Raw genomic sequence first — 15,074 nt, 5'->3', positions numbered from 1 at the left:
TACCTACTAACCTGACAAAGGTAAGATACAGTCAGGGTATCGCCTTGTGCAAGGATTATGGCAGGACTCCAAAAATCACCAAACTCGATCCAAACAGTTGCCGAGCTATATTTTCCCGGCGGCCCGATACCGCTTGACTCTCCATTTTATATTGAGCGCTCAGGGGCCGAAGCCCTGGCCTGTGCAGAAATTAGCAAACCCGGAGGCCTCGTTCGCATTAAAGCTCCCAAAAAAATGGGCAAAAGTTCGCTGATGCTGCGGATAATTGACGGGGCAGTCGATCGTGGATACCGCACAGTAACTTTAGACTTTCAGCAAGCCGACACAGCAGTTTTTGGTAGTTTAGATAAATTTTTGCGCTGGCTTTGTGTCAATGTCGCTCGGCAACTCAAACTCGAACCAAATATTGATGAATTCTGGGATGAAGATATGGGCAGCAAGGTAAGCTGCACTATTTACTTTGAAAACTATTTGCTCGCACAAATTGACAGTCCTGTTGTCTTGGCGATCAACGAAATAAATCGAGTATTTGAACGCACCAATATTGCTCAAGATTTTCTGTCTGTGATCCGTTTTTGGTACGAACAAGCTCGCGGTAGCCCAACTTGGCAAAAACTCCGCACCGTGGTTATTCATTCAACAGCAATTTATATTGATTTGAATGTTAATCAATCTCCATTTAATGTAGGAATGCCGATTAAACTCTCAGAATTTAGTGCGGAACAAGTTCAAGATTTGGCGGGCAGATACGGACTAAACTGGAGCGATCGCGATCCGATACAGCAATTAATGAAAATGGTAGGCGGGCATCCTTATTTAGTACATTTAGCGCTGTATCACCTGGCAATTTTGCAACAAAACCGCCTGTCCGTCGATCGGGATGAGCCAGGGGAGGAACTGGGGCGAGCCGAGTTGGCAGAACTGTTAACAGCAGCTCCTACTCACAGCGGAATTTATAGCGACTACTTGCAAAATCAGTCGATCGCCATTCAACAGCAGCCCGAACTCGCCTCCGCATTCCAACAAATTGTCTATGCTAAAAATAGCATTCACCTCGAACCTTTGATGGCTTATCAGTTAGACAGCATGGGACTGGTCAAACTAGAGGGAAATAGCTGTCGTTTGTCTTGCGAATTATATCGGCTGTATTTTCAAGAGCAAAATTTGTGCGAGGACAAGTGGTCGGCTGTTGGGTTGGAGGAGTTGCAGCAAGAAAATCAAAGGCTGCAAGCTTTGGTGAATGTGGACGAACTTACTCAAATTGGCAACAGACGGTATTTTGATAGTTGCTTGCGAACCGAATGGAAACACATGGCTCGCGAGGGTTCTCCGATATCCTTAATTTTGTGCGATCTCGATTATTTCAAAATATATAATGATACCTACGGACATCAAGCAGGAGATGATTGTTTGCGATTAGTAGCTCAGACAATTCGCCGATCGCTCCAGCGTCCTGCTGATGTAGCTGCTCGCTACGGTGGCGAGGAGTTTGCTGTGATTTTACCTGAAACTGATGCGTCGGCGGCTGTGGTTGTTGCCGAACAAATTAGAGCGAAAGTGAAAGATTTGAATATTGTTTTTAACCCGAAGAGTCTTGACGGTCTGCCTAATTCTGTGGTAACGATTAGTTTAGGAATTGCCAGCGTTGTTCCGAGCGAGGAAAATGATGCAATAACGCTGCTACTGGCGGCTGATGAGGCTCTTTATGACTCGAAAAGGCAGGGGCGCGATCGGCTCACGATGAGTACGCTTTTAAATTTTCGATTTGCTGCTGTGAATTAGCTCATTCCGGGGGAATATAATCGATTTATACACACACAAAGTCCGCCTGCGCGGACTCTGAAAAAAACATAGTTAAGAACTGGACTTGATGTTAATAGCGGGGGACGGTTCGATCGACCACGATTGAGTAAGCATCTATGCCGCCAACAATATTTTTAACGTTGGTAAATCCTCGCTCAGTTAACCAATGGCACATTTGAGCCGATCGCACTCCGTGATGGCACAGAACTAGGGTTTCTTTGTCGCGATCGAGTCTAGCGTCAATTTCACCAGACCATTCGGCAAACTCGCTCAGCGGAAAAGCTACAAATCCCGGCAGCGCCGCGAGTTCAATTTCGTAAGGTTCCCGCACGTCTACAAGCTGCAATTTCTCAGCATTGGTTTCTGCTAATTGGCGAGCTAATTCTTCGACTGTAATTTGAGAAAAAATTTCTGACATTTGATTAGGAAAAAGTAGTCATCAGTCATTAGCCATTAGTCATCAGCTAACAGTCAACAGTCAACCGTTAACAGTCAACAGTCAACCGTTAACAGTCAACAGTCAACAGTCAACCGTTATTAATTGATGGGCGAAGGCGGTGGAATTAGCTCCACAGGAGGGCTAGGTGCAGGGCGCCCGTCCAACTGGCTCACGCTGTCGCTGGGGTCAAGACAAGTGGCGATTAACCGGTCAGTGGGAAAGTCGAGCCTGCCGCTCAAACCGACTACGCATTCAGCAAACTGTTGTGGCAATAAACTGCGGCGGCATCCATCAAGCACTACCAGGGGAGCCGCAGGTTGAGTTCGACTTTTGCCGTTAATATTCACTACGCAAGTAGCCAATTCCTTGGGACGCCTCACCCGCCGACAGCTAGAGAGCGCTTCGACACCAGAAATATTGGTTTTGCGGTTGATTTGGAGGGCGCATCTAGATATGTCGCGGGGGCGGAGGGCGTCAGCACAAGCGGCGGCGGCGGCCTCTGCCCCCACTCCGGCTTCGATTAGTTCCAGGGCGCAGACGCGATAGGGATTCCTAGAGCGAGGGATTCTAATAGTGATGGCTGAAGCTGGTGAGATTGGCAGTGCTGTGGCTAACAAACCAAGTGCTGCTAGCTGCGTGCCGAGAGCCAAAATCCAGCGCGCGGTAGGGCTTGAGCCTGTCGGTGCTGGTTTTGGGGAAGAAGTGCGGGAAAAATTTCGGTTGTGCATGGCAGATCGAGTAGTGAGTTTTTTTGGCTGATTGGGGCGATCGATCGATCGGCTTGTCCTTCAGAATTTACCTCACATTATGGCTCGCGCTGCGGTCGATCGTTTTTTTATCGATCTTTATTTGAATTTTGACCGTTACCAACATATAATATAGAGTCTGCATAAAATTGCATACAGATATTAGAGAGGAAAATAAATGTCTCGATATCGAGGCCCCCGATTGAGAATCGTCCGTCGCCTGAAAGAGTTGCCGGGTCTAACCCGCAAAACCCCCAGACGAGATTATCCGCCTGGACAGCACGGTCAAAACCGCAAAAAGCTCTCTGAGTATGCGGTTCGCTTGCAAGAAAAGCAAAAACTCCGTTTCAATTACGGTGTGACGGAACGCCAACTGCTCCGTTATGTCCGCAAAGCCCGCCGTGTCACGGGCTCCACAGGTCAAGTGTTACTGCAATTTTTGGAAATGCGCTTGGACAATACTGTGTTTCGGATGGGAATGGCTCCAACCATTCCGTCTGCTAGACAATTGGTAAATCACGGTCACATAACTGTCAATGACCGTGAAGTCAATATCGCCAGCTATCAGTGCAAGCCTGGTGATGTGGTTGCGGTGAAAAATAGAGAGCGCTCGCGCACAATGGTAGAAGCTAATCTCAAAGACCCAGGCTTGGCTCACTTGCCGAATCACTTGGAATTTGATAAGCAAAAACTAATTGGCAAAGTTAACGGCGTTATCGAACGCGAGTGGATTGCTCTACAGATTAACGAACTGCTAGTGGTGGAATACTACTCACGGCAAGCGTAAGTTATTAGTCATCAGTCGTTGGTCATTAGTCATCAGTTGGTTGCTAGCAGAATAATTAATAATTGGGTACGAACCCAGTTATTGATTAATTGCTACTGAATAATAAGGACTAAGGACTGAGGACTAAGAATTCATAATTTTCAACACTCCCACCCCTAAAAAGGGATGGGATTTTTTGAAGGTTTCGCTGGTTAACTTCCTTGAATTGCCATTTGCTCAGACGAGACCTGGCTGAGGGCATTAAATGATGTCCGACCCCCAAATTTTTCCTTTAAAATGTTTCTTCTCCGGTTGGTTCTTGGTGGACAAGACCTCGCTTTTGAAGGCGATAATTCGCTACAACCGGGTAAACAACACCGCGTATCCGATTGATCGCACCTACTGGACGATGAACTGCTAAGCCGTTCCAGGGAGAATATCTCAGGTTTTCGTTGAAATCAGATTGTTTTTCATAATCAATAATCTGATGCTTGACGGTGAGACGACCTACTCTCAAGAAGGGTGAATCCTTTTCCTTCCAGACATTGATGCCATCGTCGATCGGCATTTTTAGGCTGGTTTGGAACTGAATGCCAAAATCCCAAAAGTATTGGGCATCAGGTTTCGCCAGGGCTTGAATTAGATCGTCCCGGTAATAATTGTCTGGTTGATTGGGATCTAAACCCAAGGCTTTAGCGCGATCGACAAAGGGAATTTTAGGAATTCCCGGTCGAGATTGTTCTGGAATTATCTCGTGCGGTGGTTTGCCTGAAACCGGAGTAAACCCATACTTAATTACAGCAGGGTATTCCACAGGAACTAGACCAGGCTGGGAGGGATCGAAATCGGGATGGAGACCCAAAGCAGAGGGTGAACCGCTCCAATATTTGGCTGTTAGCAAACTCTTCGGAGTCCGGCTACCCGTAAGGGTTGACACCGCTAGAAAGTGTCTGGGATGTCGAATTAGCCACTTTTTCAATGTCTCTGGTGATTCAACCAGAGCAGAAAAAAAGCCGTAGTAGTCTTTGATTGTTTGGCTCACAAATATCTCTGAATTGTGAACAATGATGTCCTGGGTTTTTGACTCGTGACTTTGCGCCAGTCGTTCCCCTTCCACCCCCATTACTTTCACAGAAATTGAGCGCGAATCTTTTTGGTAATCAGGGTATACTTTGGTAGCACCGTTAGCAAATCGCAACCAAACAGGATATTCTTTGGGCTTTGCTAGCAAACCTTGCTTAAGGGAAATAGCATTGAGTTGCGAAGAAGTTAAAGAAGCGCGTTTGCCCAATTCCCGTTTAATCGCTTCCTCATCAAAGTCAAAAATTTCCAGAGTTCCTTTAACGCAGGCATGAGTTTTGGCGTGAGTATCTCGCAGCGCCCGCTCCTTATTGCCGTAAAGATTATCCATCCGAAGCTTGGCCTGCTCAACCAGAAGATCGTAGTATTTTATCTCGTCCTGTTCCGGATATTCGGTAAATAACTTTTTGTTCATAACATAACCTTCGGTTAATCGCTAAAAAAGGTTCTACACAAACCGTTGCATCTGTTAAACAGTATAACTGCTGGTGCAATTGCTTCCGAATTGCCGTAGCCGAGTGCTTGCGAAAAGATCGCCTTTTTATTCCTCATTTTTGAGGGCGCAGGTGTGTTTGCGCTCCCCACTACCTTGAGTCTTAGTTGTCAGCTACAAGTTAAAGATCGAAGGAGACTTTGTACTTGGGATCGCTTGGAGGAACATTACGATTCACTAAATCAGAGACTGTTTTGGTATTTTGGATAATTTCCCAACCAACCTCTGAAAAAGTTTCCTTATTGAAGACTTTAGGCGATAACAAAGGATTAGTTAAAGCTTGGGAGAAAGCATCAATGCCAATTATCCGTGCTACTAAAGGCGGAATTGCTGAATTTTTCCGGACATCTTCAGCGTACAATCCGACAAATAATTCAATCTTATCAACATGACCGTACAACTCTTTTAATTTCTGTTGAGCGTATTCGTCACCCGTAATTTGATTGAAATCAGTCACCCTGGGATAACCACACATTTCGCGGTAATCGTTATAACTGGCTAACTGCGCCTGCCGTCCGAGTTTAACAGATGCTAGTTCGGTAGCATCAATAAATGTATAGGGTGTTCCTGCGATCTTAAAATCAGGTGTGTTAAACAAACCAATTCTAGTGCCTGGTTGGGAACAACTTTCTTCCATCAATGCACCCAACCCTTTATCAATTAACATCTGATTATTCCAGAGGGAATCGTACATGGATTTTTCTTGGCCGTCATAGATAAAGGTTTCCGGAATCGCACTATGCCAGCGATAGACAAAACTAAACTCAATAGCCATCCAATTTTCTCGATACCAACTTTCCTTGGTAAAAGCTTCAGGATCGGCAAAAAACCTAAAATTATAGGGCGTAATGTGGAAAATGTACTCTTCCATAATGATATTGAGAACAATCACCATGAGAATATTTCTCGCGGTTTGGAAGAGCCTCTCATCGTCCCATTCCGGATAGCTTTTGGACAAAACATCACAAATTCGATTATGCTCCCTGATACATAAAGTGTTGAGCATGACATAGCCAATTTGGACGTTTGCCCGTTCAACTCCCATTGCAAATAGCTTGCCTTTCTTTTCGGGGGGTTGTCTTTTCTCATCATTAAGGGGTGCATGAAGACCTTCAAATTGAGGATCGATAATACCCTGCTCAGGATCAGCATAATAAAAGAGTGGATACTCTTCTTCTACGCCATCTTTGCGCTTGAGTTTTTGGGTTTTAAATTTACCGTCTTTGAAAGATCTGAGCATATTTGTTTGTTTGCGGGTCAACCCGTAAACATTACACATATCAATCTGATGGTTGGAGGTATTTTTGAAGCGGTTTTGCTGATCTATCCGCAGAAAACTATCTGTAAACCACTGCACCCAATAGGGGAAGAGCAGAGTCGATTTTTCCGAATAAATGGTTTTTCCATCTCTTTTTTGGAATAAGGTCTTTAATTTGTCCAGTGGTGGTAAATTCCCTTCTTTGTTAAATTCTGGGTCGGGAGGTAAATGTCGCCCCGTATAAGTCTTGTCTGTAAGTGAATCCCAAGAGATGTAGGTATCAGTTTTTTTGGGAATATCTGTCCCTGGAATTTTGGGATCTAAGCCCATTAAGCTATAGGGAAGCGGGCGAGTCGGAAGTTTGTAAATGATACTATTGAGAAAAAATTTGTTTAGTTTACGTTTCAGAGGCTCGTAACTTTGAACTAAATCCCAAATAGGTTTGAAATGAGTCAACGTATATGCTAAAGCTTTGTTGCTCAATCCATCTCTAGATGTATCTCTTGTCATGATTGCTTTTCCTTTCGATTGTTGTAGATTAGATCGTCTTCTTATGTTCGGTTGTGAGAGCTTGATAAAGTTTTATCATTTTTCTATATTTTCAATTACTTTGGAGAGAATCTTTTGCAGATTCTTAGGCCGATAGTCTTGGCGTTTTTTTAATCGCTCGATCGCGCTTTCATGAAGATCGTCAATGGTATCCCCCACCTCGCGCCACTTGATTCCTGCCAATTTGAAGAACCCAGGATTGTTTTGAAATGGAACCTTATAATCAGGCTTGATATCCTCAATGGCCTCTGGCTCGAATTCAAGCTTCAATTCAAGGTCACTGATTTGATCAAACATCCACTTCAAGACAGCATCTGATAACCCGCGGTATGCTGGCGTACCACCGCCGATGCAGCCATGTTCGCCTGGAAACCAAACTTGACGAAGCTTCTGGTTCGGGGCATCAGGATTTTTCTTCATCAGGGTAACATCAAAGACTTCGCGAATTTCGTCGATCGCAACGGCGTGCACCGCATTCTCAATATCCTTATTTAAAGTGGTGTCGTGGAATTTGTACCTTGCTTTGAGCTGTCCCTCAAACTTCCTGAAGGCGGGTACAACAGGAATACCAAGGGCTCCAACGGTGTCGAAACAACCAAGCAAGGTAATCGGGACGCGATCGCCCTTATCTTTGCCGTACTTTTCGCGGAAACTCTTTGCTTCCGGATGCTTTGGTGAAATCTCTCGCTTACGGTAAAGCTCGTAAGCTGGTGATGCCATGGTAACGTTACGGCGGGATAGGAGACCGGAGCAATAGATCATCCCCGCTAGACTCCTGACTGTGTAAGCACCGCGACTGAACCCGAATAGATAGATTTCGTCACCCTGATCGTAGTTGAAAGAAAGAAAACGATAGGCATCTTGTATATTTTTATCGATTCCCAGCCCAGTGACTCCGCCCACAATCTTGTTACTATCTACTCCAATTCCCTCGTCATAAAACACGATCTGCGGAACCCCGTCACTGGCTGTCCGTTTCACGGCCTGGGCAAGCTTAACCACATTAGTTGGGCACTGAGTATCTAGTTTGTTCCAAGTTCCATCACAGCAAACTATCAGACGTTTCCCTGGCTTCGTCATTTTTATATTCTCTCTTTGAATTTGAGATTTGATAGCGACCTGTCATTGGTAATCGGTTAGAAGAGAATTGCCACTTCCCATTTTTCTGTCGCGTCAGGCGAGCCCTCCTAATTTCTTGCTCGACCCTATTGTTATCTGGCTGGGCAATCTTTAGCTATTTCGATTTTCAGGATATTAGTCCCAAAACACCATCTAGTCTAGTTGGTTGTATTAAAATTTAAATTTTATTTATGATTCTTAAATTAAAATGTTTACAGTGTGAAATAGTAGCTTTAATTCTGGGAAAAGGCTCGATTATCTTAAAACCTAAAAAATGTAGAGCGTGAAATAGTAGCTTTGATTCTGGGAAAAGGCTCGATTCTCCTAACAGGAGTAGCGCTCCGACGCCATAGCTAACAAACATTTAAACACATTTATGCTCTGCCTGGTGAGTTTTGAGAACAGCTATATCCGATCAATTTGTCAGTTAGCTGCAAGATAATAGTGAGGTATTGGCCGAACAGATAACAGATGTGAACTAGGTTTTAGATTAAAATTTGTTGCAGCGACTCTCAGATTTTCTGCGATGTGCTGGAAGTTTTTAACAATCTGTGGGCTTTTCTGGTTTCTCGATCGGGAAATTTGTGCGAAAATTTCCTAGCCCCGGTTAAATTTGAAACGTCCAAAAGTCGGGACGATCGACCGCAGCGACTGGCTACGAGGTTCTCGCACCAAAAGCAAAGGCAGCAAGCCTACCAGCCGCACAGCAGCCGAAAGGGCAAACAGTGAGCCCAAACTCATGCCCGGAAGTTCGGCAAGAAAGCCGCCGGCAGTAGTTCCCAAAGCCCCAGCTAATCCCGAAACCGCTGCGGCGATCGCAAAATAAGTTGAAGGTTGCTTGATCGACGCTATCTCCATTTGAATATTGTTAGTACACAGCCCGATCGCGCCTAAAGTCGTTCCCCCCAACAAGTGCAGCAGCGGCAGCCACACCCATAGGGCAAACGGGTAATTGCCCGTACCCAACCACAGCAAAGGCGTTAGGGCCACCACCAGCCCAACCGCAATTAGCAGCGGGCGATTTCCCCAGCGATCGGCCAACTTACCCCAAAACATCAGCAGCAGTAGATTGGCGCCGGAACTTAAGCTGGTGTAAATCGTTACCAAACTCACATCCAAGCTTAAATCTTTCAGCAAGTAGATATTAAAAAAAGGCGCGCTGAGATTAATAGCAAATGTCCACACACTGAAGTAAAGAATAAACATTAAAAAATTAGAATCTTTCAGCACTGAAGGTACAAAATCTGTTATTTTCTTGGCTTCTTTCTCTGTAAGTCGATCATTCTGTGCATCTTTTTTGTATACGTGGGGATTCACATCAACCATAAAGAATTGACACCCCAAACTAATCATTCCCGCCCAAACACCCACCAATAAAACAATACCGTAGCCCAAAATTGGACCGCCGTCCCAAGTTGACACTCCCAATCCCATCAACGGTACTCCCAGCAAAGTGATGAGGCTGACAGCACTGTTGCGAAAGCCAAAATAGCGTCCCCGCAAGCGCTGAGGAACCACAGCAGCCATCCAACTGAACCAGCTAGAATTGGCAAAAGCTGCCAGCACGCTAGCTGCTACGACTGTTACCAGCGTCCATTGCAGCAGTTGGTGGGGGTCTGCGTGCTGGGAACCCCAAACAATTACCACCGCCAGCACCAGCCACAGCAGCCGCGACGCGCCGAATACAAATAGGTTGTACCAGTGGCGGCTGGTTGTGCGGTCTGCGATGTAGGCTCCTAGTGGTTGCAGGAGATTTACCACCATCGGAATAGCCGAGAATATACCTATTTCCACGCTGCTCGCCCCGAGTTGCAGCAAGAAGTTGCTCAGCAGCACGCCGCCAGTCGCCGACTCGAAGACAGCCGCAAAAACGCCGTCTAGAGTTGAGGCTTTCAGGGTTGATCGAACCTCTTGTTTAGAAATTTTGAGATCAGTTTGTGGAGGTAAAACGAGCTGAGATATTTGATTGTCTAGTATTTCAGGAGCCTGAAGAGATAGAGGTTCATTTAACTCTGCAACTGGTTCAAACATAGTCAATCGATTTTAGATTTTAGATTTTAAATTTTAGATTGGAGAATTGAAGTAACAGGGTTAGATAAAACCAGCCCCACCTTCAAGAGGTTAGCTCAAAAGTAGGACTGGCACGTCCGGGTAATTCCGATCAATATAAATGACTTGCGATCGATAGGACATCAACCGGTTGGGAGATATAAATATGCTAAGTGTAAAAAAGTAGGTTTTAGGGCTTAACCAGGAAGCGATCGCAGCATTTCGCCTGCCAAAAATTGCTCGAACTCCGCCTCAAACAAGTCGCCCCAAGCGCCAAAGCAAATTTCGCGCGAGTTCACTGGGTTCTCAAATCTTTACGGCTAGCTAAATCTATAAAATGAAAGACGATCGACTTGCGGAGTATAGCTGCTAACTATTTCTACCTCATTCGTGGAATCCGTTTGTTCGTGCCAGCGCTCGCGATCAAGAGTCCGGGTTTTTTGTGAAAATCGCCCCCAGGTGCCGCTAAAGCTTGGGAGTGGCTTATTGGCGATCCTCTACGAGGGCTTCGCTAACACACCTCAAAAAAGTTTTGCTTGCTTCCAGGCAACTCACAGGACAAAATTATAGTTGACAAAAATTACGCTAACTGCAGATAATAGCAAACCCTAGAATTAAACTTAAATGTTTGAGGGGTATCAGTGCTAAGGCGTGATGTCGATCGCCAGCAAATTTACGTATTTGTGCATTTGAGCGTGACCAAAACTCAACCTTTATCCGGGTATACACTGCCAGTATTTGCCTGTGCGGCCGCACTTGCAGCTTTGCGGTGCTTGCGTGAGGGTATTCACTTTCTAGATAGCGTATCAGTAAATTTACTGGAACCGCAAATAACGGCAGAAATTCCGATCGAACAGGCGTCTGTACTCAAAACTGATACCGCTTTAGCCGTGACTCGCTCCGATCCGGGGGAAAATCTCGATCTGACTCGCAATACCCCCGTTTGGGCAATGGTGGAATTGCGGAGAGAAGGAGAGGGGGAACAAATACAGATTGTTGGCGGGGAGGGAATTGGACATCATAAAGCAGGTGGAGGAGCGGCGATCTATGATTACGCAATGCGACTGTTGCGATCGAATCTGAGCCTAGAACTCTCACCGTCCGAAAAAATTACTGTCACCCTGATTTTGCCGTCTGGGCGGCAACTAGCCACCCGCACTTCTAACGAAGCTTTCGGCGTGGTAGAAGGACTTTCGCTGCTGGGTACAACAGGCATTTCTCAACCGCTGAGTGCCCCTGGACAGTTGGAACTTTACCGCGAACAACTGCAACAAAAAGCCGAACTGTTTGACTGTTTGGTTTTCTGCATCGGCGAAAACGGCTTGGATTTAGCGCGACAACTGGGGATTAATCCTGAGAGGCTAGTCAAAACCGCTAACTGGCTCGGCCCGCTGCTGGTAGAAGCAGGATATCAAGGCGTGCAGTCAATTTTGCTGTTTGGCTATCACGGGAAACTGATGAAATTGGCTGCGGGAATTTTTCACACTCACCACCACCTCGCTGACGGGCGCAGGGAAATTCTCACAGCTTACTGTGCTAAGGCTGGAATGCCTGCCGATGCTTGTTCCGCAATTTTTGCCGCAGCGACAGCCGAAGAGGCTCTCGGGCAACTGCGGGCTTTAGACGCGGAGTTTGGGAGCAATTGGGTCGATCGAATTTACGGCGACATCGCCCGACAAATAGACTTGCGGTCATCGGATTGCATTTTTACTCACACTAACTTGCACATCCCCGTGGGCTCGGTGATGTTCGGGCGCGATCGCAAAATTATTGTTAAAAGTGATATAGGAGATACATTTTTGACCCAAATTTGTTAATGTAGTGTGAATATCCCTGAATTCTGTTTAAAACATCGCTCAGGGATAATATTTAACAACTAATAATTCTTTGTCCCTAGACCTTAATTATACTAGGTTGCTTGGGGACGCAGTTTTTGACGCAAGAGTTCAATTAATTAGGGTAAGGATTGAAGTAAATCTATGCTTGGTCTCGACCCTATTAATCGACTAACATCGCTGACTGCAATCTAGTATAAATAAGATTTATTCCTAGCGACTAATGCTTGCTCGCCTTTCTCAGTCTTGTACTGAAGCAGCGACAAATACCTCCCCTACTTTATGCCCAATTAGCACTTAGCAATTACGCAATAACCGTGACTACTCAAATAGAAACTGAATCCGTTCTCGCAAACTCTTTTCTGGAGCAGATAGAGCGCCAGATCATCGTGATTCTCGACTTCGGTTCGCAATATTCCGAACTGATTGCTCGTCGAATTCGCGAAACTCAAGTATATTCAGAAGTTATTTCTTACCGGACTACAGCAGAACAGTTAAAAGCTATCAATCCTAAAGGAATTATTCTTTCAGGAGGCCCGAGTTCTGTATACGATGAAAAAGCACCCCACTGCGACCCAGAAATTTGGAATTTGGGAATACCGGTGTTGGGAGTGTGCTACGGGATGCAGTTGATGGTAAAGCAGCTCGGAGGCACGGTTGAGCGCTCGAAATTAGCGGAATACGGCAAGGCATCGCTATTTATTGACGATCCTACGGATTTGCTGACAAATGTCGAAGAGGGCAGCACGATGTGGATGAGCCACGGAGACTCGTGTACTCAACTGCCGCGGGGTTTTGAGATCCTCGCTCACACTGACAATACTCCGTGTGCTGCTGTTGCTCACCACGAGAAAAATTTGTACGGCGTTCAGTTTCACCCAGAAGTAGTTCACTCGATCGGGGGAATAGCTTTAATTCGCAATTTTGTTTACCACATTTGCGAGTGCGAACCGACTTGGACGACCACTACTTTTGTGGAGGAATCGATTCGAGAAATTCGAGAGCAAGTGGGGGATAAACGAGTTTTGCTGGCTCTATCCGGTGGTGTAGATTCTTCTACTTTGGCTTTCTTGCTGCACAAGGCGATCGGCGACCAACTTACCTGTATGTTTATCGACCAAGGGTTTATGCGGAAGTATGAACCAGAACGGTTGGTAAAATTATTTAAAGAGCAATTCCACATTGATGTTGAGTATGTTAATGCTCGCGAACGCTTTTTAGCTCAACTTGAAGGGATTACCGATCCTGAAGTAAAACGCAAGCGGATCGGTCACGAATTTATCAACGTATTTGAAGAAGAATCGAAGCGTCTAGGCCCCTTCGACTACCTCGCCCAAGGTACTCTTTATCCTGATGTGATTGAGTCGGCTGACACTAATGCAGACCCGAAAAGTGGCGAACGAGTTGCTGTTAAAATTAAAAGCCACCACAACGTCGGCGGTTTGCCGAAAGATTTGCGATTTAAGCTGATTGAACCGCTGCGAAAATTGTTTAAGGATGAAGTGCGAAAAGTCGGCCGATCGATCGGACTTCCCGAAGAAATCGTGAACCGGCAACCTTTCCCCGGCCCGGGATTGGCGATTCGGATTATCGGAGAAGTTACCGCAGAGAGACTAAATATTTTGCGGGATGCTGACTTCATTGTTCGCCAAGAAATTAACCGGCACGGCTTGTACGGTGAACTTTGGCAAGCTTTTGCAGTTTTGCTGCCGATTCGCAGTGTAGGCGTGATGGGCGATCAGCGCACTTATGCTTACCCGATCGTCTTGCGATTTATTAAGAGTGAAGACGGGATGACGGCTGACTGGGCGCGGGTTCCTTACGATTTGTTGGAACTGATCTCGAACCGGATTGTGAATGAGGTTAAGGGGGTGAACCGGGTGGTTTACGATATTACTTCTAAGCCACCGGGAACGATCGAGTGGGAGTGATTTGTAGTTAGCGATTAAGTAGGCGGACTAATTTTTTGTCTGTCTACTTATTTTGATTTTGGATAAAAGGGCGATTCCCTGTGAGATAGGTACGCTTCAGGGGCTTGAGGGAGTGGGAAGGGCGATCGCTTTTATAGAACCCATTTGACATTTTTTACTGTATTGAAGTAAAGTGACTGCAAAATTCCTATCCAGCAGTTATTCCCTACTCTACCAGCCTCACAGACGAAGAGTGGATCATCCTCGAATCCTTGTTTTTTCCGGTTGTGGCAAGGTAGGGGAAGAGAACGGGCAAATGCTTGGATAGATACTTGCAAAATCCTCGTCAGTAATTTTTAGAGAACTCTAGTTGATGCGACTGCCAAGGTTAATCTTTGTTTTATTACAAGACTTCGGACAGTGTTTGATAACCAACCGTATAATATGGCTTTCAAGGCGAGTGGGCAATCGAACTACCAAGGAAAAATCACGGGTTTCAGACTAGGAACTAAAAACTATCCGGACTATTGTTATTAGGCTGATGCTGATAAGGCTTGCAGCCGCTTAGATCTCAAATGGGTTCTATAAAAGTTTACCATTTGAGCTAAGAGCGCACTTTTTAACGTGCTTAGCTTAAACTCCACTCATGTTTTTTGAGGAAAAAGTTTTATTATAATTTAAGCGTGTTCAGCAAAAAAATCAGGGAGAAGTCTAATGATTACAACAAGAATAACTCAAAGATATCAACAGCAACTTTTGACTTATACTTGGGTGGTATCTTTAGGTTTTTTACTATTCTCACCTGCTGCTACAGGACAGCCAATTACTCCGTCTCCCGATGGCACAGGAACTGCTGTTAATGCCTCCGGCAATCAATTTAACATTAACGGGGGACAGCGCTCACAAGACGGCACTAATCTCTTTCATAGCTTTCAGCAGTTTGGACTCAAAGACGGTCAAATTGTTAACTTTATTTCTGAACCCACTATCCGCAATATTTTAGGGCGAGTTGTGGGTGGCGATGCTT

Annotated in this window: 11 protein-coding genes; 5 read left to right on the top strand and 6 right to left on the bottom strand. The window is 45.5% G+C overall.

Annotated features, from left to right (window positions below; genetic code table 11):
* Positions 1-57: 57 nt before the first annotated feature.
* Positions 58-1,782: an AAA-like domain-containing protein gene (locus QUA57_RS20605; RefSeq protein WP_333063343.1), complete on the top strand. Its 1,725-nt coding sequence runs from the start codon at positions 58-60 to the stop codon at positions 1,780-1,782.
* A 91-nt stretch (positions 1,783-1,873) separates the two neighbouring features.
* Here the strand turns inward: QUA57_RS20605 and QUA57_RS20600 are convergent, their stop codons facing one another.
* A complete protein-coding gene (locus tag QUA57_RS20600) occupies positions 1,874-2,221 on the bottom strand; it encodes a rhodanese-like domain-containing protein (RefSeq protein WP_333063344.1) in 348 nt (115 codons plus the stop codon).
* 119 nt (positions 2,222-2,340) lie between these two features.
* Positions 2,341-2,970: a hypothetical protein gene (locus QUA57_RS20595; RefSeq protein ID WP_333063345.1), complete on the bottom strand. Its 630-nt coding sequence runs from the start codon at positions 2,968-2,970 to the stop codon at positions 2,341-2,343.
* A gap of 196 nt (positions 2,971-3,166) precedes the next feature.
* Between QUA57_RS20595 and rpsD the strand changes: the two genes are divergently transcribed.
* Complete coding sequence (rpsD, locus tag QUA57_RS20590) at positions 3,167-3,775, top strand: 30S ribosomal protein S4 (RefSeq protein ID WP_193975783.1); 609 nt, start codon at positions 3,167-3,169, stop codon at positions 3,773-3,775.
* A gap of 271 nt (positions 3,776-4,046) precedes the next feature.
* On the opposite strand, the gene QUA57_RS20585 is transcribed toward rpsD, so the two are convergent.
* The 4 genes from QUA57_RS20585 to QUA57_RS20570 form a co-directional block, all read right to left on the bottom strand.
* Positions 4,047-5,249, bottom strand: a complete 1,203-nt coding sequence (locus tag QUA57_RS20585; protein WP_333063346.1) for a catalase — start codon at positions 5,247-5,249, stop codon at positions 4,047-4,049.
* A 199-nt stretch (positions 5,250-5,448) separates the two neighbouring features.
* On the bottom strand, positions 5,449-7,095 hold the full coding sequence (locus QUA57_RS20580) for a peroxidase family protein (RefSeq protein WP_333063347.1): 1,647 nt from the start codon (positions 7,093-7,095) through the stop codon (positions 5,449-5,451).
* Between the two features lie 75 nt (positions 7,096-7,170).
* The gene (locus tag QUA57_RS20575; protein WP_333063349.1) at positions 7,171-8,214 is read right to left on the bottom strand and encodes a DUF2235 domain-containing protein; all 1,044 of its coding nucleotides are present in this window, start codon (positions 8,212-8,214) and stop codon (positions 7,171-7,173) included.
* Between the two features lie 636 nt (positions 8,215-8,850).
* The gene (locus QUA57_RS20570; protein WP_333063352.1) at positions 8,851-10,284 is read right to left on the bottom strand and encodes an MFS transporter; all 1,434 of its coding nucleotides are present in this window, start codon (positions 10,282-10,284) and stop codon (positions 8,851-8,853) included.
* 713 nt (positions 10,285-10,997) lie between these two features.
* On the opposite strand from QUA57_RS20570, the gene cbiD reads away from it, so the two are divergent.
* From cbiD to QUA57_RS20555, 3 genes are all read left to right on the top strand, one after another.
* Complete coding sequence (gene cbiD / locus QUA57_RS20565; RefSeq protein WP_333063353.1) at positions 10,998-12,119, top strand: cobalt-precorrin-5B (C(1))-methyltransferase CbiD; 1,122 nt, start codon at positions 10,998-11,000, stop codon at positions 12,117-12,119.
* Positions 12,120-12,466: 347 nt separating this feature from the next.
* Complete coding sequence (gene guaA, locus QUA57_RS20560) at positions 12,467-14,068, top strand: glutamine-hydrolyzing GMP synthase (protein WP_445304497.1); 1,602 nt, start codon at positions 12,467-12,469, stop codon at positions 14,066-14,068.
* Positions 14,069-14,761: 693 nt separating this feature from the next.
* Positions 14,762-15,074, top strand: a 313-nt coding sequence (locus tag QUA57_RS20555) for a two-partner secretion domain-containing protein (protein WP_445304496.1), incomplete at its 3' end; no start/stop codon positions are given.

This window comes from Microcoleus sp. Pol7_B2 (assembly GCF_036701035.1).
GTDB lineage: Bacteria > Cyanobacteriota > Cyanobacteriia > Cyanobacteriales > Microcoleaceae > Microcoleus.
Note: the sequence above shows the minus strand (reverse complement) of the source record. Positions and strands in the feature narration are given on the sequence as shown.